The following is an 18,078-nucleotide window of genomic DNA, read 5'->3' as shown; positions in this document are numbered from 1 at the left end:
AGTTCGCGCACGATGGTCGAGTCGGCCAAGGCACTGGCCGACCCGACGGCATACGCCGACGACGACCGGCTACATACCGCGCTCGCCTGGCTGCGGGCGAACAATCCAGTGGCGTGGGTCGATAACCCGCCGTACCGGCCGTTCTGGGCGGTCACGAAGCACGAAGACATCATGGCCATCGAACGGGCGAACCACCTGTTCCTGTCGGAGCCGCGCCCGCTGCTGGCCACCGCCGCGACGGACGATGTGTTGAAAGCTCAACAGGAAGCCGGCATGGGCATCCGGACGCTGATTCACATGGATGACCCACACCACCGCAAGGTACGGGCCATCGGCGCCGATTGGTTTCGCCCGAAGGCCATGCGCGCCCTCAGACTCAGGGTCGATGAGTTGGCCAAGCGCTACGTCGACACGATGCGTGACATCGGCCCGGAGTGCGACTTCGTCGAGGCGGTCGCCGTCAACTTCCCCCTCTACGTGATCCTTTCGCTCCTCGGTCTGCCGGAGGACGACTTTCCGCGGATGATGAAGCTGACGCAAGAAATGTTCGGCGGCGATGACGAGGAACACCGGCGGGGTGATTCGACCGAGGATCTGTTGGCCGTGCTCGCCGATTTCTTCAACTACTTCGGCGCCTTGACGGCGTCACGACGGGCGAATCCGACGGAAGATCTGGCTTCGGCGATCGCCAACGGCCGCATCGACGGCGAGCTGCTTTCGGACATGGACGCCCTGTCGTATTACGTCATCATCGCCAGCGCCGGGCACGACACCACAAAAGATGCCATGTCCGGTGGCCTCCTGGCGCTTGCCGAGAACCCTGACCAGTTGATGCGTTTGCGCGACAACATGGATCTGATGCCGACCGCGGTCGAGGAGATGATCCGTTGGACGACGCCGGTGAAGGAATTCATGCGAACTGCGGCCGAGGACAACATGATTCGCGGCGTGCCCATCGCCAAGGGGGAATCGGTCTACCTGGCGTACGTTTCGGGTAACCGCGACGAAGACATCTTCGAAGAGCCCTTCCGGTTCGACGTCGGCCGCGATCCGAACAAGCACCTGGCGTTCGGCTACGGCGTGCACTTCTGCCTCGGCGCGGCGCTGGCGCGGATGGAGATGAACAGCTTGTACACCGAACTGGTACCGCGATTGGAGTCGATTGAATTGGCCGGGCGGCCGCAACTGTCCGCGACCACGTTCGTCGGCGGACTCAAGCACCTGCCTGTTCGTTACTCGCTGCGCTGAGGCCCTTGTCCCTCTTGCGATGGGTGGCCAGAAAGCCGTCGACGGCGCAAACCGCGATCTCGCGGTAGTCGAAGTCCGGCAGCGTGGACAGCTTGCCCAACGCGATGGGCCCGAGCAGCAATGCCGCCGCCGTGGTGCGGTCAACTTCGCCGAGCTCGGCGAGCGCCTGCGGACTACTGAGAATCGCCTCGAACGGCGCCGCGTACTGTTCGGCTACCCGCTCCCGCAAGGTTTGCACGTCGGGACTGTCGGGTGCGCCGCGATGCGGCGCGCCGGGCAGTCGCTCGAGGTCGCCGCCGAGGGTCAACCAGGACATTGCGGTCAGGGTGATGGGAGCCTCGGCGATCATCTCGGCCTGCGCCTGCACCAGCGCTATCAGCCGGTCTCGCAACAAGCCTTCCGCGGGCGGCATAGGGGCAGGCGGTATGAGTGCGTGAAAAGCCGCCGCCAGCAGATCATTTCCACTTGGAAAGTGGCGATAGAGCGTGGCACGAGCCACGTTGGCGGCACGCGTGACCGCATCGACGGTCACCGCATTCGGACCTCCCGCGCGCAGGAGCGCGGTCGCCGCGCCGAGCAGACGGGCCCGCGATCGGGCCGGTCGCGGATCGTCACGATCGCCGGTCATGGTTTGGCCGCCTTCCCTGCGGGAACAAGACTGTCGGTCTCCTAGCGAGACTGTTAGTCTCAAAAATAGCCGATCGAAAGCGAGTGACGTTCATGGTCGACACCGTCGTCCGGTCCGATCAGGATATCGACGCAGACCTGGCCTCCTTGTCGAAATTCGGCCGGTTCTGGTTGTTGACGGTCGCAGCCGTCGATGTCCTGCTGGTGATCTCTTCGATGGTTGCGCTTAACGCGGCGCTGCCGGACATCGCAGTGCAAACCGCGGCGACCCAGACGCAACTCACCTGGGTGGTCGATGGCTACACCCTTGTGCTGGCGTGCCTGCTGTTGCCCGCCGGCGCGCTGGGCGATCGGTACGGACGCCGCGGTGCCCTGCTTGTCGGGTTGGCGATCTTCGCGCTCGCATCGCTGGCGCCGACGGTGTTCGACAGCCCGGTACAGATCATCGTCGCACGCGCTGTCGCAGGCATCGGCGCGGCCTTCATCATGCCTGCGACCCTTTCGCTGCTGACCGCTGCCTATCCAAAGAACGAGCGGAACAAGGCCATCGGCATCTGGGCGGGGGTCGCGAGTTCCGGAGCGATCGTCGGGTTCATGGGTTCCGGGCTGCTGCTCCACTTCTTCGAATGGCAGTCGGTGTTCTACGCTTTCGCGGTCGCAAGCGTCGCACTGTTTGTGTGCACGTGCACAATTCGCACCTCACGCGACGAAACCGCCACTCCGGTGGACTGGGTGGGCGCCGTCCTCATCGGCGGCGCCGTTGCGATCTTCGTATTCGGAGTGGTTGAGGCTCCCGCACGCGGATGGACCCACCCCGTCGTCTGGGGTTGCATGTCGGTCGGCGTGTTACTGGCGATCGCGTTCACGGTCGTCGAACTGCGGCGCAGACATCCGCTCCTCGACGTGAGGTTGTTCGGCCGCCCCGACTTCGCCACCGGCTCGGTCGGCATCACCTTCCTTTTCTTCGCCAACTTCGGCTTCTTCTTCGTTGTCATGCAGTACATGCAGCTGATCCTCGGATACAGCCCACTGCAAACTGCTTGGGCGCTGGCGCCGGTGGCCGTGCCGATCGTCGCCCTCGGCGCGACGATGCATCTGATCCTTCCCCGCCTCGGACTCCGACTGGTCGTGACCGTCGGCTTCCTTCTGATTGCCGCGGGGTTGTTCAGCATGCGGTACCTCGAAGCCGACTCGACCTACATCGAACTCGTCTGGCCGTTCCTGATCACCAGCGCCGGCATCGGATTATGCGTGGCGCCCACCACATCGGCCATCATGAACGCCGTGCCAACCGAGAAGCAGGGTGTCGCATCGGCGGTCAACGACGCCACCCGCGAAGTCGGCGCGGCGGTCGGCATCGCCGTCGCCGGGTCAGTGCTCGCGGCGCAGTACACCAAGGCGCTCACCCCCGGCCTCGGCGTGTTCCCCGAGCAGATCCGCGGCGGGGCGACCGATTCGCTCGCCAACGCCATCGAGATCGCCAAACAGCTTGGCCCGCAGGGCCCGATGTTGGCGAAGCTGGCCGAATCGGCCTTCCTCGACGCGATGGACCTATCTGTCATAGTCATATCCATCATCGTCACCGTCGCAGCCGCCTTCATCGCAGTGTGGGCGCCGGGCCGCGACGGCAGGCAGTTGAGGTTCGTTCGCGGTCTGACGGCGCGTCGATCAGCCGACGACGAAGTCGGCGGCCCGGTGCCCGAGCATCACGATGGTGGCGTGGGGCCCGCGGCCGGTGACGGTGGGCAGCACCGAGCCGTCGACAACCCATAGCCCGTCGACGCCGCGCACCCTGCAGCGCTCGTCGACGACGGCCGAGGCGTCGCCCTCGACACCCATGGGAGCGGTCGCGCACAGGTGCTGCGATGTGGACCAGCTAGCATTGCCGACTTTGGTTGACGCTGATGCTAATTCACGCGCAAGCTCGGCGCCGGCACTCAACATGGCGACATCATGAGAGTCGCTGTCGTAGCGGTGTTCGATCAACGGGGCCACCGCAGGATCATCAGACATCACCCGCAGCCTTCCCCGTGATCGCGGATGCATCAACGCGACACCGATGTGCGGTCGGTCTGCCGGGTCGCCGCCTGTGCCCTCGACCATGGCACCAAAGCCCCGCGTATAGGGCCTGATCTCCAGGCCGTTGGGTGTCGTCAGAATCGCCTCGAGCGGAGGAAGGTCGTGGGTCGGTGTCCAGTCCACCGGCAGCACCCATTCGGGGTGATCGCTCGTGTGCACCCCGACCGGTGAATCAAGGACAATCGGGATACCCGCACTTGCGAGCGCAGCCTCGGGCCCGACGCCCGACAGCATCAACAAATGGGCGGACCCGATCGCCCCGGCGCACAGCACTATTCGATCTGCGGACAGTTGCACGGTGCCGTCCGGTCCGGCACAGTCGACGCCCACCGCGCGATCCCGATCGAATCTGATGCGCAAAGCTCGCGTATCGGCTGTCAGCGTCAGGTTGTCACGATCGAGTGCTGGCTGCAGGAAAGCGCCTCCCGGCCCGATTCGCGTGCCGCCGTTGATGTTCAACGGCACGGCGCCGACACCTGCAGGCAGTGGTCGGCCTTCGGTCGCACCATTGAGATCCGCGACCCACGGGTATCCGATTTCGGCAGCGGCTTCCACGAAAGACGCTGTACAGCCGTCGAATTCGGAGACACGGCGAACGAGTATCGGGCCATCCGATCCGTGCAACGGGCCGACGAAGTCGAGATCCCGCTCGACAGCCCGGAAGTGCGGCAACACATCGGTCCAGGCCCAGCCCGGCAGTGACCAGCCCGCGAAGTCCTCTGGCAGCGCACGGCAGAAGTAGCCGCCGTTGACGGCTCCGGATCCGCCGACGACAGCCCCGCGCATGATGTGCCCGATTCGTTTCGGATCAGCGGTCAGCGTCGACGCATAGTGCCGCACCACGGAGCTGGCGGAGCCTATCGGCATTCTCACCGCATCGGTGATCTGGGCGCTGACCGCAGGGTCAGACGGCGCAGGACCCGCCTCAACGACTGTGACTTGGCAGGACTCATCACGCGAAAGTCGCTCCGCTACAACAGATCCAGCACTACCAGCACCGATGATCAGCACGTCATTACGCGCGCGATGAGCAGGCGAGCCAATATGCAACGACGTCAGGTCCGAATCTGCGGCTTGAGGGCGCCGATATGTCGTTCCCGTATCACGCCGGTCCACAGGCCGGTGCCGTACGCGATGTCGTCGAGGCGCTTCAGTAGTAGGTAGCTGACCAGGCCGACGGGCTTCGTGTCGTCCTCGACATTGCCGTGTCGCTTCACCCAGTCGACGACGCCGTCGATGATCGCCGCAACCAGCACCACATTCCTACAGCGACGCGACAGCATCGCGAGGATCAGGGCGATCGGCCAGTAATGCCTGCAGATCGCTGCAGCAAGCTGCAGCGCCCCCGACCAGAGGCCGTGCGCGGCGACCACGGCGACTTCCTTCGGCTCGGTGTCGACCGAACCTAGTGAGTCGGCGATCCGGCGCCCGGTGATCGTGGCCACCACCATCGAGGCGAGGTATCCGAACGTGGAGCCCATCGTGAGCAGGACCCACACCATCAGCGTCCACCCGGAGATCACCAGCGGCGCGGTCTTGCCGGGATGACGCACCGAAAGCGGCGCGGCCGACTCACCGTAGAAAGCCCTGCGCACGAACCACTCTCGCAGTTGCGTACGGTGCTCGTGGGCGACCGTCGCGATCGGCTCGTAGCGCAGCCGAGCACCGGCTTCGACGAACCGCCAGCACAGGTCGACGTCCTCCCCCGACTTCAGCGTCTCGTCGAATCCGCCGACCTCCTTCAGTACGGTGCGGCGGCAGATGATCGCCGCACTCGGCACGTATGAGACGGTGCCGTAGGGCACGACGGGTGCCTCGCGCTGCCCGAGGTCCAGTGAGGAGCGCACCGCCTCGTAACGGGCCACCAGGCTGTCCGGTTGTGCCAGATTCACGATACGTGGTGCCACCAAAGCCACTGCGGGATCGCAGAAGTGGCCGAGCAGCGCCTCCAGCCAGCCGCGTCGCGGCACCACGTCGGAATCGAGGAAGGCAACGAAGTCCGTGCTGCAAACCGTCAGACCGGTGTTGCGGGCAGATGCGGGTCCTTTGCTACGGGGATGGCGCAGCACCTGCACGTCGCAGTGAATGAGCTCGAAGTCAGTCTGTTTGATGGGGCTGACCGAGCCGTCGTCGACAACCACCACACGCATACCGCGGAGTGCGGCAACCAACCGATTTACACCAGAAGGGTTGTCGCGCACCGGAATAACGACGGTGACGTCTTTGTGGGAGGGTCCACTGGCAGGTCGAGGGTGGGCGACGGTGGCGTCGAGCAGGGTGCGCGCGACCTGGGCGCTGAGCGCGTCGTGCACTTCGAGCCTGCCGCCGCTGAGCATCGTCTGGGCGGCGGGTGCGAGCCGCAGCAGGCGGGTGGGCGATCCGCCGAGCAGAGCCGACCCCTCGCCGAGCACCTTGACTCGGCGATCGACCTGCACGGCGAAGCCGTCCGGGAGTCGGGGCTGAATCATGTCAGCATTCCGTCGCGGTCGGGTTTCCAGCGTGCGACCCGACGCGCACACCCGTCGATCATCTCGGCAAAGAGGCGTTCACCGTCGACCTTGGTGGCTGTCGTCGGGTCGCCCAGTACGCCCAATTCACTCACGGCTGCCATCCCGCCGGTGCGCATCGCGGGTAGCAGTTCCGCCAGCGGTGCCCGGTTCCCCGGCGCCATTTCCTCGACCCGCACCACGTCCGGCGAAATATGTAGCAATACAGACGTTTCGGTGTGTCCCGCATGCGCGTCGGCGTTCTCCACACCACACGAGCACCACCCGACATCCCGGCCCTCGTACCTCAGCAATGCGACCGCGGCCGCCAGGGCCTCCACATTTCCCCCGTGGCCATTGACGAACACCTGCCGCCTTGCCCAGTTCGCGGCCGACCGGCCGAACTCCACAAGCAACAGCCGTAGAGCAGAGTTGCCGATCGAAACCGTGCCGGGAAAGCTCTCGTGTTCGCCACTGGCGCCGTAGCCGATCGGCGGTGCAAGCATCCATCCAGCATCATGATCGGCCTCCGTCAGCCGTTCAGCAACCCCACGAGCGACAGCGGCGGCGATTCTGGTGTCGGTGTCCAGCGGCAGGTGAGCGCCATGCTGTTCGGTGGAACCTATCGGGATAACCAACGCGGGTGATGTGCCTCGCAGCTGTCTCGACGTTGAGTTCCCAAGCTCGCTGGGGAAAGCCACCCGCCGATGGTAGGACGAATTCACCTGCCGTGCGCCGGTTGTTGGCGCATGCGCATATTTTGTTTTCCACGAATTTGCCGTAGAGGCTGTCGGCTAACCACGTCCGTCCCGCCTGCCACGCATGTTTCACGCGCAATCTAGCTGGTAGCGGAGTTGACGCGTCAGGCGCCGGCCTCATCCGGCAGACCCAGCGCCCGGATGAAGCCAGGAGGAACCACTACGTCGCCGGCGACGAGGTCGTGGATCGACGCTCGGCCGAGGCCCATCATCACGGAGTCGATACCGCCGCGCAGGACGTCGAGCACGTTCTCGACACCGGCCTGGCCCTCGGCCGCCAAACCCCAGAGATACGCCCGACCGATCATGACCGCCCGCGCGCCGAGCGCCAGTGCCTTGACCACGTCGCTGCCGCGACGCACGCCACCGTCGAGCAGAACGTCGATCTGGTCTCCTACGGCTTCGGCGATGGGGGCCAGCGCGCGAATGGATGCGGGTGTCCCGTCCAGGTTGTTGCCACCGTGGTTCGATACCGAGATCGCCGAAACACCGGCATCCACAGCACGTTTCGCGTCGTCGACCCGCATCACGCCCTTGAGCATGAACGGTCCGCCCCAGAGCTCGCGAAGCCAGGCGATGTCCTCCCAGGTGGGCGGTGGCGTCGCCATCCACTCGCCATACGCTGCGAAGAACGGCGGACCGGGCTCGCCCAGCCGGGCCTGATTGGGCACCCGCAGATCCGGTGGGCGCATCGTCTTGGCCCATTGCATGAGCCACCGCGGCCGGGTGAGGCCCTCGGGGAGCATCCGTACCGTCGTGCGCAGGTCCATGTGCTCGGGAATCTTCGGGCTGCCCCAGTCACGGCCGTGCGCGAAGCTCCAGTCCGTTGTGGCGATCAGGCCGACGGCGCCCGCGGCTCGGGCGCGTTCCACACGTGCCGCGACGGCATCCCGTCCGCCCAGCCAGTACACCTGGAAGAACGTCTTCGGGTTGGCGGCGATGACGTCCTCGATCGGCTTGCTTGCAAACGACGACAATCCCATCGCCGTGCCCCTCGCGGCGGCCGCACGGGCCACGGCGATCTCACCGTCTGGGTGGACCGCCTGCACCCCCGTCGGCGATATCAGCACGGGCAGCGAAATATCCTGCCCCATAACGGTCGTCGACAGATCGCGCTTCTCGATGGCACCGATGACGTGCGGGGCGAACCCGAGCTCGCCGAACGCCTCGACGTTGTCTGCGACGGTGATGCCCTTCTCGCTGGCGGCAAGCAACGCGCTGTAGACCGACTTGGGCAGCCGCTTCTTCGCGCGCTGTTGGGCGAACGCCACCGTTTCGAACCACTTGTCTCGGGCCACGGTCAGACCGGACTCTCGTTACACAGCCGGGAAGGAGGGCTGGTCAGCAGCTTGAGTGGGATCGGCCCTTGTTTTGTCCCGCGGGAGTGGTCACCGCTCGGCCTTGGCTTGACCCTGTCCTGCTCGAGCGCCGGAACGCCATATCCCTCAACACATTCTGGGTCAGGACCGTCAAGAGGCAGACCGGTGAAGAACTTTGCCGCCATGCAGCCTCCCCGGCAGCTGTCATAGTGGCCACAGCTGCCGCACGCGCCCGCCGACTGAGGCTCCCGCAGCTCACGAAACAGCGGGGCGTTCTTCCAGACGTTGTCGAAACCCGAGTCGGACAGAATGTTTCCGGCCAGGAATCGGTCGTGGATGGCGAATGGACAGGCGTAGACGTCACCGACCGGATCTATCAAACAGACCACCCGGCCCGCTCCGCAGAGGTTCAGTCCGGCGAGCGCGCCCGGTGCACCCAGGCCGGACAAGTGGAAGAAGGAGTCACCCGTCAGCACGCGGTCGCCGCGCTCGACGAGCCAGTCGTACAGCTGCACCTGCTGCTCGGGGGTTGGGTGCAGTTCATCCCATACATCGGCGCCGCGACCCGACGGGCGAAGGCGGGTGATGCGAAGGGTTGCGCCGTAACGTGCTGCCAAAGCCGCGAATTCATCGAGCTGATCGACATTCTGGCGAGTGACAACAACAGAGATCTTCGCGTCTTCGAACCCGGCGGCGGCCAGATTCTCCAGCGCTCGCACGGCCATCGCGAACGAGCCCTCGCCGCGCACGGCATCGTTGACCTCTGCCGTGGCCCCGTCGAGGGAGATCTGCACGTCGACGTAGTCGCTGGCAGCCAGCCGGGTCGCCACCTCGGGCGTGATCCGCACACCGTTGGTGGAGAACTTCACCCCGACATGGTGGGCGGTGGCATAGTCGACCAGTTCCCAGAAGTCCGGGCGCACGGTGGGTTCACCGCCGCCGATGTTGACGTAGAACACCTGCATGCGTTCGAGCTCGTCGATGATGTCCTTGCACTGCTGCGTCGACAGCTCGCCTGGATCCCGCTTGCCCGACGAGGACAGGCAGTGCACGCACGCCAGGTTGCAGGCGTACGTCAGCTCCCAGGTCAGGCAGATCGGCGCGTCGAGCCCCCGCTCGAACTGCTCGACCAGCCGTGGCACCGGTTGGACTTCCGGCGATTTGGCAGACGTCATGGGTTCTCTCCCGCTATGAGCATCTTCGACTCGGCCAGCACGCCCAGCGCGTGCAAGTACGGACCCTGATGCGCGTCGTCGACTCCCGCCGCGCGGCAGGCTGACCTGACGTCGGGGTGGTCCCCCAGTGAGTTGATCACCTCGACGATGGTCCGGTTCTTCAGGAACGACAGCTTGCGCGTGCCGAAGTGATACAGCAATGCGCCGAACGGCTCAGGGCGCACCGCCACCTGGTGGTGCAGCCGCCAACTGGCGTTCGGATCGAACGTCACGGTAGGCCTTGCTTGCTCACGCGTGCGGGTCAGTAGACCCCGCACATCCCGTCGATCGACACCTCTTCGACCAGCGTCTCGGTGACGAGTTCGGTGTCAGTTTCCGCCTGCTGATTCGGCTCCATGCGCCACGCCCTTCTCTACCGGGTCTCGACAAATGTGATCGAGATCGCAAGAATATGGCATCGAGTGCCAGAATGGAAGAGCGGGGTTGGTGATGCGGCCGAATTCCGAACACCGGGTGGGGCGGCGTCGCTCGACGACCTGGGACCACCTCAGCAACGTCGCGATCGATCTCTTCGCCGCACGCGGCTTCGACGCGGTGAGCGTCGACGACGTCGCACACGCCGCAGGAATCGCACGCCGCACACTCTTCCGCTACTACCCGTCCAAGAACGCACTGCCATGGGGCGATTTCGACGCGCACCTCGAGCGCATGCGCGACCAACTGGCCGACCTGGACCCGGCCGTGCCGATCGGTGATGCGCTGCGAACGGCGCTGTTGGCGTTCAACACCTTTGACGACACGGAGACCGCGCGGCACCGGCAGCGGATGCGGGTCATTCTGCAGACAGCCGAGCTGCAGGCCTATTCGATGACGATGTATGCCGGATGGCGCGCGGTGGTCTCCGCCTTCGTGGCGCGACGGCTGGGCGTCAACGCCGGCGCTCTGGTGCCGCAGACAGTGGCATGGACGATGCTCGGGGCGGCGTTGTCCGCCTACGAACACTGGCTGGCTGACGAGTCGGTGTCCTTGGCGCAGGCGCTGAACGGTGCGTTCGACACGGTCAGCGACGGTCTTCGTGCGTTGACCTGAGTCGGCGTAAAGAAATTTTCTCGATTGGGGCGTCGGAGTTCGGCGCTTCGAGGCGACGATAAGGGTGTGAGCGCCGAACCAGAGCCTGATGACGCTGCGCGGGCGCTGTTGGCGCTGTACGACGAGGCGCTGCCCACGGTGTACGGATATTTCGTCCGCCGCTGCGGTGACCGCGGAGCCGCAGAAGATCTGACGTCGGAAACCTTTCTGGCGGCGATGGACGCCGCGCGGAAAGACGCTCCGCCGCCGATCACGGTGCCCTGGCTGATCGGCGTGGCGCGGCACAAGCTCGCCGACCACTACAGGCGAAGGTCCGACCGGTTCACCGTTCCGGTGGCCGAGCCGCCCGAACCGGTAGACCCGGCCGACGGGTGGGACGCCGAGCTGGATCGGATAGTGGCCGAGAGCGTGCTGTCCAAACTGCCCGAACAACACCGCACCGTGCTTGCACTGCGCTACATGGACGACTACAGCGTGCCGCAGTGTGCCGAGTTGCTCGGTCGCACCGTGCACGCCACAGAAGCGCTGCTGGTGCGCGCCCGTCGCGCCTTCAGATCGCACTACCCGGGACCGGAAGGAGGAACGTCGTGAACACCGAGGACGCGAGGAGCGGAAAAGACAACAGCCACGATCCACTGACCGCGCTGCACGGCGGCGAGCTTCCGGTCCAACCCGATCCGGCTTTCGCGGCGCGACTGCGCACACGCCTGGAATCGGTTCTGTCCCTGCCCAATCGAACAGGAGAAGTCGATATGAGCGGCACCGATACCGCCATCGCTGAATTGAACGATCCCACCGCTGCGCCCGAAGTGGCCACCGCACCACCACGTGCTGCGGCGCTGCCCTACCTCTCTGTCGCAAACGCACGTGAGGCCATTGCCTGGTACACCGAGACCTTCGGCGCGTCGCTTGTGGGTGAGATGTACGAGATGGATGACGGCCGCGTCGGGCACGCGGAGTTGCAGATCGGTGACGGCGTAATCTATCTGGCCGACGAGTATCCCGAGATCGGCCTGAAAGCACCCGCGCCGCAGGCGAGTTCGGTGAGCCTGATGTTGCCGGTGACCGACACCGACGCCACCCTGACGCGGGCCCGGGAGCGTGGGGCGGCGGTGCAGCGGGAGCCGTATGAGAATTACGGTGCCCGCAGTGCCACCATCATCGACCCGTTCGGACATCGGTGGATGCTCAGCGGACCAGTGACCGGTGCGCCGATTCAGATTCAGCACGGCGACGTCGGCTACGTCTCGGTGTGGACGCCGGACGCCGACCGGGCAGCCGCCTTCTACGGCCACGTCCTCGGCTGGACCTTCGACGCGGAAACCAACCAGGTCACCAACACCAGGGAGCGCATCGGCATCCATAGCGTCGACGCACCGCCCACCCTGTTCTGCTGCTACGCGGTGGCCGACCTCGACGGCGCCAGGCAGGCGATCGTGGACGGCGGCGGAACTGTCGACAGAGTCGAGCAGTTCGACTTCGGCACGCTCAGTGGCGCCACCGACTCGCACGGGGCGTCGTTCGCCGTCTTCCAGCCGAACCCGGGTCAGCCCAGGCCCGAGCTGAACGGTTCAGGGCCAGGCGAACTTTCGTACATCACCTACGAGGTGGTCGACTCGGCTGCCTTCAAGGCGTTCTACAGCCGCGTGTTGTTCTGGACCTTCGAACCCGGCCGTATCGCCGACGGCTGGCAGGTTCAGCAGACTCACCCGATGGCGGGCGTAGCGGGTGGCAACGCGCATCAGGTGACGGTGCCCATGTGGACGGTGGACGACATCGACGCGGCGGTCGCCCGCGTGCGGGAGGCCGGCGGCACGGTCATCGACGAACCGTCGCAGCAGCCCTACGGCAAGTCAGCGCAGTGCACCGACGACCAAGGCAGCCGGTTCTACCTCGGCGAGCACTAGCAAGCCGTATTTTGCTAGCCGAGCACGTCGGCGATCGGAGCGCCGGAGGCGATCTTGCTGCGCACCTTCATCACCTTGCCCGGCATGCCGCCGCCGACGACCCCAGCCACGACGCCGTCGCGTTCGTAGAACGCCAGAAACTTCCTGCCGTCGTCCGCGACCACGTGTACTGTGTCGTCGGCCTGCGGTTCTCCGAGACACTGGATCTTGACGTCGTACTGGTCGCTCCAAAAATAGGGCACCGACACCGTCGCCGGTATTTCTTTACCCAGCATCGCCGGCACCAGTACCCGCGCCTGGTCGGCGACATTGCTCCAATGCTCGACGCGGACTTGGTGTCCCACTGGATGCCGCCACGACGCGACGTCGCCGATCGCCCACACATGGGCGGTGGCGGTGCGGCCGACGTCATCGCAGACAACGCCGTTGTCCAGGTGGATGCCGCTGCCTTCGAGCCAGTCGATGGCCGGCTTCGATCCGATCCCGACGACCACCAGGTCGGCGTCGAGCTCGCTGCCGTCCGACAGCACAACCTTCTCGACGTGGTCGGTGCCGTGCACTTCGCTCACGCCGACGTTGCAGCGCACATCGACACCCTCCGCTTGATGCAGGCGGGTTACCAGCGCGCCGATCCGCTCGCCGAGCACCGACGCGAGCGGAGTCGGTTGTGGTTCCACCAGGGCGACATTCACGCCCATGCCGCGTAGGCTCGCCGCCACTTCGCAACCGATGAAGCCAGCACCGATTACGACCGCGTGCTTGGCTGAACCCGCATGCTCGCGCAGCGCGATGCTCTCATCCAGAGAGCGGAGCACTCGAATACCTTCCAAGTCCGGAAACGACGGGATGGTCTTGGGAACGAGACCGGTCGCGATGATCAGCTCGTCATATGCCAGCTCGCGGCCGTCGGCCAACGTCACCGTCTGCGCGGCGGGATCCACCGAGCGCACCCCGTTGCCGAGCCGCACGGTGATGTCGTTCTCGTCGTAGAACTCCGCAGGCTTGAGGGTGACGTCGTCCAGCTCGGCGCGCAGCACTTCCTTGGACAGCGGCGGACGGTCGTACGGCAGATGATCCTCGTCGCTGACGATCGTGACGGCCCCGCGGTACTCCGATCGGCGCAGCTGTTCAGCGGTCCGTGCGGCGGCCAGCCCGCCTCCGACGATGACGATGCCCGCAGATGTGCCCACGTGGGGTTTTCTACACGATGGCTTCGGGCAAATGTGCGCCACCCCGCTGTTTGCGGTGTCAGCCTCGCATCCGGTCGATGACGTTCGTCAACACCACGATGCTTTCGCTGCGTTCGACATCAGCGGCCGAGCGGATCCGCTCCAGCGCCATTTCCAGATGGCGCATATCGCGGGCGAGAACGTGCAGGATCGCGTCGGCGGTGCCGGTGACGGTGGCCGCGCTCACCACCTCCGGGATGTCGACCCACGCCTTGCGCAGTTCGTCGGGAGCGACGGTGCCGTGGCGGAACACCTGTACATAAGCCTCGGTGTTCCAGCCCAACGCGTTTCGGTCGACGACGGTGGTGAACCCGCGGATGACCCCGCTGTCGAGCATACGGTCGACACGGCGCTTCACCGCCGGAGCGGACAAGTTCACCCGCAGGCCGATCTCGGCGTACGTCGCTCGGGCGTCCTGGGCCAACTCGGCAAGAATGAGCTCGTCGGTCTCGTCCAGCCGCTCCATGTCACCTCCACGCAATAAACCGCCGCTTTTCATATTCTGACACAACGGATCGCTGGTCGACACGCAATGAACGGCGATTGATTGCAAAAACTGCAGCCAATATCGTTCGATTATGACGATCGCTGATGTCGCCGCCGTTGCGGCTCCAATCTCTGATGTCGCCGCCGTTGCGGCTCCGGTATCCGACGTCGCCGCAACCTGCAGGCGCTTCGGCGCCGACAGAGAGAGCGGGCGCGAGGCAACCTGCCGTCGTTACGTGATGACGCCGCCGACGTTCTTCACCGTCGAGTACGCGATCAACCCGTGGATGGACACCTCGACGCGGGTGGACAGCCACCTGGCTATGAACCAGTGGGAAACCCTGCGCCAGACGTATAAGGACCTGGGGCATACCGTCGAAGTGGTCGAGCCCGTCGCCGGGTTGCCGGACATGGTGTACGCCGCCAACGGCGGCCTCATCGTCGAGGGCAAAGCCGTCGTCGCACGATTCGCCTACCCGGAGCGGGCTGGTGAATCCGTCGCCTACGCCGAATGGATGGGCCGCCACGGCTTCCATCCCATCGAAACGCGACACGTCAACGAGGGCCAGGGCGACCTGCTCGTAGTGGGTTCGATCGTGCTGGCGGGCTACGGGTTTCGCACCGACCGCCGCGCACACCACGAGATCGCGGCTGCGGTCGGGATGCCGCTGGTCAGCTTGGAACTCGTCGATCCACGCTTCTACCATCTCGACACCGCGCTCGCGGTACTCGACGAGACCACGATCGCCTACTACCCGCCGGCGTTCACCGAAGAGTCGCGCGCGCGGTTGCTCGAATTCTTCCCCGACGCCATCGAGGTAGCAACAGCCGACGCCTACGTGCTCGGGCTCAACGCCGTCTCCGACGGTTTGAACGTCGTCCATCCGGCGGCGGCGGCTGGCTTCGCCGGGCAACTCTGCGATGCCGGGTTCGTGCCGATCGGTGTCGACCTCTCTGAGCTGCTGAAGGGTGGCGGATCCATCAAATGCTGCACTCTGGAGGTGTATTCGTGACCATTCTCGATTCCGTGACACCAACCACCGGTGCGATCGCCGTCGACGATCGCTACGTCGCGCACAACTACTCGCCGCTGCCGGTCGTCGCGGCCAGTGCCGAGGGTGTCTGGATCACCGACATCGAGGGCAGGCGCTACCTGGACTGCCTGGCTGCCTACTCGGCGGTGAACTTCGGGCACCGCAATCCGGAGATCATCGCGACCGCCCACGCCCAACTCGACACCGTCACGCTGGTCAGCCGGGCGTTCCACTCCGAGCGGCTCGGGCCGTTTTGCCGGTCGCTGGCCCAGCTGTGCGGCAAGGACATGGTGTTGCCGATGAACAGCGGCGCCGAGGCCGTCGAAAGCGGTATCAAGGTCGCACGTAAGTGGGGCACCGACGTCAAGGGCGTGCCAGCAGGCCAGGGTAATATCATCGTGGCGCACAACAACTTCCACGGCCGTACGACGACGATCATCAGCTTCTCCGACGACGACTCGGCGCGCCGCGGCTTCGGGCCGTACACCCCCGGCTTCCGTTCGGTTCCCTTCGGCGACGCCGAGGCGCTGGCGGCCGCGATCGACGACGACACCGTCGCTGTGCTGATCGAGCCGATCCAGGGTGAGGCAGGCATCGTCGTTCCGCCGGACGACTATCTGGGACGCGTGCGCGCGTTGTGCTCCGAGCGCGACGTTCTGATGATCGCTGACGAGATCCAGTCGGGTCTTGCTCGCACCGGACGCACGTTCGCGTGCGACCACTGGGGCGTTGAGCCCGACATCTATCTGCTGGGCAAAGCCCTTGGCGGCGGCGTGGTGCCGCTGTCGGCCGTGGTCGCGAACGAGGAGGTCCTCGGGGTGCTTCACCCCGGCGAACATGGATCGACGTTCGGCGGCAATCCGCTGGCCGCGGCGATCGGAACCACCGTCGTGGACATTCTGCGGCGGGGCGAATTCCAGGTTCGCTCAACCGAACTCGGCGAGCGACTGCACACGCGTCTGCGTGCCCTCATCGGGAAAGGTGTGATCGCTGTGCGTGGGCTCGGATTGTGGGCCGGAGTCGACATCGATCCCTCACTCGGCACCGGCAAGCAGATCAGTATGCGGCTCGCCGAACGCGGAGTGCTGGTCAAGGACACACACGGCTCGACGCTTCGCTTCGCGCCTCCGCTGGTGATCACCGCCGAAGAGGTCGACTGGGCTACCGGTCAGTTCGCCGATGTTTTGGAGGACGCGAGTTCACACTGAGCGCCGACGGAGATCTAGGCCCCACATAGCAGGCACCATGACCGTGCATCGCGAAGATCGCGTCGTCGGAGCCGGTGCTCGTGCCGCCCAGCTAGTACTTCGCGGTGCCTCGATCGACGGCGATCTGGCTGCCGGAAATCGTCGCCGACCCGTCGCTTGCCAGCCAGGCGACCACGTCGGAAACCTCTTCGGGCATCATGAATTCCATCAGGCCCTTCTTGCCGTCGTGGTTGACCGGTTGGTACGGCATCGGCGAGAAGCTGTGAACGTAATGCGGGAATTTGGTGAAGAGGTCCATCATCGCCTTCTTCTCCACCATCGGCGTCTCGATCGAATAGGGATGGATGGAATTCACGCGAATCCCGAACTCGCCCACTTCGATCGCCAGCGCGTTGGTCAACGCCACCAGGCCGTGCTTCGACGCCGAATAGTGGCCGTTACCGGGAGTGGCCTTCAGGCCCGCCGATGAGCTGACGATGACGATTGAGCCGCCGTTGCCGGCCTCGATCATCGCGGGCACCGCCGCGCGGATCGTCTTCCAGGTGCCGTTCAGATTGATGTCGATGACGGTGTCCCATTGCTCCTCTGACATCTCGAACAACCGTCCCCAGCTCAACACGCCGGCGTTGGCGACCACGATGTCCAGCCGGCCGAACTGCTCGACACCGTCGGCGACAACCTTCTGCAACGCAGCCAGGTCGCGGATGTCCACTTCCCGGGCCAGCACCTTGCGCCCGGTGGCTTCCACCGCCCGGACCGTTTCGGCGAGGTCCTCGGAAGCGGGTAGCGGATAGGTGACGGTGTCGGAAACTGGGCGGCAGACATCGATCGCGATGATGTCGGCGCCATCGTTGGCCAGCCGAATCGCGTGAGCCCGGCCCTGGCCGCGCGCGGCCCCGGTTATGAATGCCACTCGCCCTTCCAGAGGGCCGTCCGACGCCGCCACCACTGCTCCTTTCGTGCACTGCGGACCAGGCTAACAGCCGAACTGGAACGTGTTCTAGGAACGGCGGCACATCCGCTTCGCTTCGGGGCCGGGCGCCGTTGTGTGGCCTTTCGAAGTGCCCGCCTCACAGCGAATATTTCGCTCGTGCCGACGCGCTAATCGACGGGGTCGCGAATGATCGGGCAGGTCATGCAGTGCCCTCCGCCGCGGCCGCGGCCCAGTTCCGCCCCAACGATGGTGATGACCTCCACCCCTGCTTTGCGCAGCAGAGAATTCGTGTGAGTGTTGCGGTCATAGGCGAACACCACTCCGGGCTCGACGGCGACGAGGTTGTTGCCGCTGTCCCATTGCTGACGCTCATAGTCGTACTTGCTCCCACCCGTCTCCACGACCCTCAGATGCGACAACTCCAATGCAGCCGCAACCACTTCGACGAACGGCTTGGTCTCCTCGATCACGTCAACACCGACGCCGGAGTCGCTGGGCA

General features: G+C 65.3%; 19 protein-coding genes. 7 read left to right on the top strand and 12 right to left on the bottom strand.

Features of this window, described 5'->3' with window-relative positions; all coding sequences use genetic code 11:
• Positions 1 to 12 precede the first annotated feature (12 nt).
• Positions 13 to 1,248, top strand: coding sequence for a cytochrome P450 (locus QOC76_RS18655; RefSeq protein WP_526359058.1), 1,236 nt, complete (start codon positions 13 to 15; stop codon positions 1,246 to 1,248).
• On the opposite strand, the gene QOC76_RS18650 is transcribed toward QOC76_RS18655, so the two are convergent.
• The gene (locus tag QOC76_RS18650) at positions 1,214 to 1,876 is read right to left on the bottom strand and encodes a TetR/AcrR family transcriptional regulator (protein WP_526359050.1); all 663 of its coding nucleotides are present in this window, start codon (positions 1,874 to 1,876) and stop codon (positions 1,214 to 1,216) included. The two genes, QOC76_RS18655 and QOC76_RS18650, sit on opposite strands and share 35 nt — an antisense overlap.
• A 92-nt stretch (positions 1,877 to 1,968) precedes the next feature.
• On the opposite strand from QOC76_RS18650, the gene QOC76_RS18645 reads away from it, so the two are divergent.
• Positions 1,969 to 3,648 carry an MFS transporter gene (locus QOC76_RS18645; RefSeq protein ID WP_526359056.1) on the top strand — a complete coding sequence of 560 codons (1,680 nt, stop codon included), beginning with the start codon at positions 1,969 to 1,971 and terminating at the stop codon, positions 3,646 to 3,648.
• Here QOC76_RS18645 and mftG read toward each other — a convergent pair.
• The 7 genes from mftG to mftA all read right to left on the bottom strand — a co-directional run bounded on the left by mftG (position 3,544) and on the right by mftA (position 10,089).
• Positions 3,544 to 4,965, bottom strand: coding sequence for a mycofactocin dehydrogenase MftG (gene mftG / locus QOC76_RS18640; protein ID WP_526359048.1), 1,422 nt, complete (start codon positions 4,963 to 4,965; stop codon positions 3,544 to 3,546). The two genes, QOC76_RS18645 and mftG, sit on opposite strands and share 105 nt — an antisense overlap.
• Positions 4,966 to 5,009: 44 nt before the next feature.
• Entirely contained in the window at positions 5,010 to 6,422 is a 1,413-nt protein-coding gene (mftF, locus tag QOC76_RS18635; protein ID WP_526359046.1) for a mycofactocin biosynthesis glycosyltransferase MftF, read from the bottom strand.
• The gene (gene mftE / locus QOC76_RS18630) at positions 6,419 to 7,165 is read right to left on the bottom strand and encodes a mycofactocin biosynthesis peptidyl-dipeptidase MftE (RefSeq protein WP_526359044.1); all 747 of its coding nucleotides are present in this window, start codon (positions 7,163 to 7,165) and stop codon (positions 6,419 to 6,421) included. Before mftE ends, mftF begins: the two co-directional genes overlap by 4 nt.
• A 137-nt stretch (positions 7,166 to 7,302) precedes the next feature.
• On the bottom strand, positions 7,303 to 8,496 hold the full coding sequence (gene mftD, locus QOC76_RS18625) for a pre-mycofactocin synthase MftD (RefSeq protein WP_526359042.1): 1,194 nt from the start codon (positions 8,494 to 8,496) through the stop codon (positions 7,303 to 7,305).
• Positions 8,497 to 8,498: 2 nt separating this feature from the next.
• Positions 8,499 to 9,692, bottom strand: coding sequence for a mycofactocin radical SAM maturase (gene mftC / locus QOC76_RS18620; protein WP_526359040.1), 1,194 nt, complete (start codon positions 9,690 to 9,692; stop codon positions 8,499 to 8,501).
• Positions 9,689 to 10,009: a mycofactocin biosynthesis chaperone MftB gene (gene mftB / locus QOC76_RS18615; RefSeq protein WP_526359038.1), complete on the bottom strand. Its 321-nt coding sequence runs from the start codon at positions 10,007 to 10,009 to the stop codon at positions 9,689 to 9,691. Before mftB ends, mftC begins: the two co-directional genes overlap by 4 nt.
• Entirely contained in the window at positions 9,994 to 10,089 is a 96-nt protein-coding gene (gene mftA, locus QOC76_RS18610) for a mycofactocin precursor MftA (protein ID WP_526359036.1), read from the bottom strand. Before mftA ends, mftB begins: the two co-directional genes overlap by 16 nt.
• A gap of 92 nt (positions 10,090 to 10,181) precedes the next feature.
• Between mftA and mftR the strand changes: the two genes are divergently transcribed.
• The 3 genes from mftR (at position 10,182) to QOC76_RS18595 (ending at position 12,688) form a co-directional block, all read left to right on the top strand.
• The gene (gene mftR, locus QOC76_RS18605; protein WP_526359054.1) at positions 10,182 to 10,781 is read left to right on the top strand and encodes a mycofactocin system transcriptional regulator MftR; all 600 of its coding nucleotides are present in this window, start codon (positions 10,182 to 10,184) and stop codon (positions 10,779 to 10,781) included.
• A 66-nt stretch (positions 10,782 to 10,847) separates the two neighbouring features.
• Positions 10,848 to 11,372 carry an RNA polymerase sigma factor gene (locus QOC76_RS18600; RefSeq protein WP_526359034.1) on the top strand — a complete coding sequence of 175 codons (525 nt, stop codon included), beginning with the start codon at positions 10,848 to 10,850 and terminating at the stop codon, positions 11,370 to 11,372.
• Positions 11,369 to 12,688 carry a VOC family protein gene (locus QOC76_RS18595; protein WP_526359032.1) on the top strand — a complete coding sequence of 440 codons (1,320 nt, stop codon included), beginning with the start codon at positions 11,369 to 11,371 and terminating at the stop codon, positions 12,686 to 12,688. Before QOC76_RS18600 ends, QOC76_RS18595 begins: the two co-directional genes overlap by 4 nt.
• Positions 12,689 to 12,702: 14 nt before the next feature.
• On the opposite strand, the gene QOC76_RS18590 is transcribed toward QOC76_RS18595, so the two are convergent.
• Both QOC76_RS18590 and QOC76_RS18585 read right to left on the bottom strand, forming a co-directional pair.
• A complete protein-coding gene (locus QOC76_RS18590; protein ID WP_526359052.1) occupies positions 12,703 to 13,911 on the bottom strand; it encodes an NAD(P)/FAD-dependent oxidoreductase in 1,209 nt (402 codons plus the stop codon).
• 25 nt (positions 13,912 to 13,936) lie between these two features.
• Positions 13,937 to 14,383: an Rv2324 family transcriptional regulator gene (locus QOC76_RS18585; RefSeq protein ID WP_526359030.1), complete on the bottom strand. Its 447-nt coding sequence runs from the start codon at positions 14,381 to 14,383 to the stop codon at positions 13,937 to 13,939.
• Positions 14,384 to 14,495: 112 nt separating this feature from the next.
• On the opposite strand from QOC76_RS18585, the gene ddaH reads away from it, so the two are divergent.
• Both ddaH and rocD read left to right on the top strand, forming a co-directional pair.
• On the top strand, positions 14,496 to 15,416 hold the full coding sequence (gene ddaH, locus QOC76_RS18580; protein ID WP_526359028.1) for a dimethylargininase: 921 nt from the start codon (positions 14,496 to 14,498) through the stop codon (positions 15,414 to 15,416).
• Positions 15,413 to 16,645, top strand: coding sequence for an ornithine--oxo-acid transaminase (gene rocD / locus QOC76_RS18575; RefSeq protein WP_526359026.1), 1,233 nt, complete (start codon positions 15,413 to 15,415; stop codon positions 16,643 to 16,645). The genes ddaH and rocD overlap by 4 nt, the downstream gene beginning before the upstream one ends.
• Before the next feature lie 91 nt (positions 16,646 to 16,736).
• Here the strand turns inward: rocD and QOC76_RS18570 are convergent, their stop codons facing one another.
• The gene (locus QOC76_RS18570) at positions 16,737 to 17,591 is read right to left on the bottom strand and encodes a mycofactocin-coupled SDR family oxidoreductase (RefSeq protein ID WP_526359024.1); all 855 of its coding nucleotides are present in this window, start codon (positions 17,589 to 17,591) and stop codon (positions 16,737 to 16,739) included.
• A 155-nt stretch (positions 17,592 to 17,746) separates the two neighbouring features.
• Positions 17,747 to 18,078, bottom strand: a 332-nt coding sequence (locus QOC76_RS18565; protein WP_526359022.1) for an arginine deiminase family protein, incomplete at its 5' end; no start/stop codon positions are given.

The sequence above is a fragment of the Mycobacterium sp. genome (assembly GCF_032159565.1).
Taxonomy (GTDB): domain Bacteria; phylum Actinomycetota; class Actinomycetes; order Mycobacteriales; family Mycobacteriaceae; genus Mycobacterium.
The sequence above is the reverse complement of the archived record's forward strand: the minus strand, read 5'-3'. Positions and strand labels throughout refer to the sequence as shown.

Coding starts and splice junctions, on each gene's coding strand:
- QOC76_RS18655 (WP_526359058.1), top strand. CDS start 13: ATGGTCGAGTCGGCCAAGGCACTGGCCGACCCGACGGCATACGCCGAC.
- QOC76_RS18650 (WP_526359050.1), bottom strand. CDS start 1,876: ATGACCGGCGATCGTGACGATCCGCGACCGGCCCGATCGCGGGCCCGT.
- QOC76_RS18645 (WP_526359056.1), top strand. CDS start 1,969: ATGGTCGACACCGTCGTCCGGTCCGATCAGGATATCGACGCAGACCTG.
- mftF (WP_526359046.1), bottom strand. CDS start 6,422: ATGATTCAGCCCCGACTCCCGGACGGCTTCGCCGTGCAGGTCGATCGC.
- mftC (WP_526359040.1), bottom strand. CDS start 9,692: ATGACGTCTGCCAAATCGCCGGAAGTCCAACCGGTGCCACGGCTGGTC.
- mftA (WP_526359036.1), bottom strand. CDS start 10,089: ATGGAGCCGAATCAGCAGGCGGAAACTGACACCGAACTCGTCACCGAG.
- mftR (WP_526359054.1), top strand. CDS start 10,182: ATGCGGCCGAATTCCGAACACCGGGTGGGGCGGCGTCGCTCGACGACC.
- QOC76_RS18585 (WP_526359030.1), bottom strand. CDS start 14,383: ATGGAGCGGCTGGACGAGACCGACGAGCTCATTCTTGCCGAGTTGGCC.
- ddaH (WP_526359028.1), top strand. CDS start 14,496: ATGACGATCGCTGATGTCGCCGCCGTTGCGGCTCCAATCTCTGATGTC.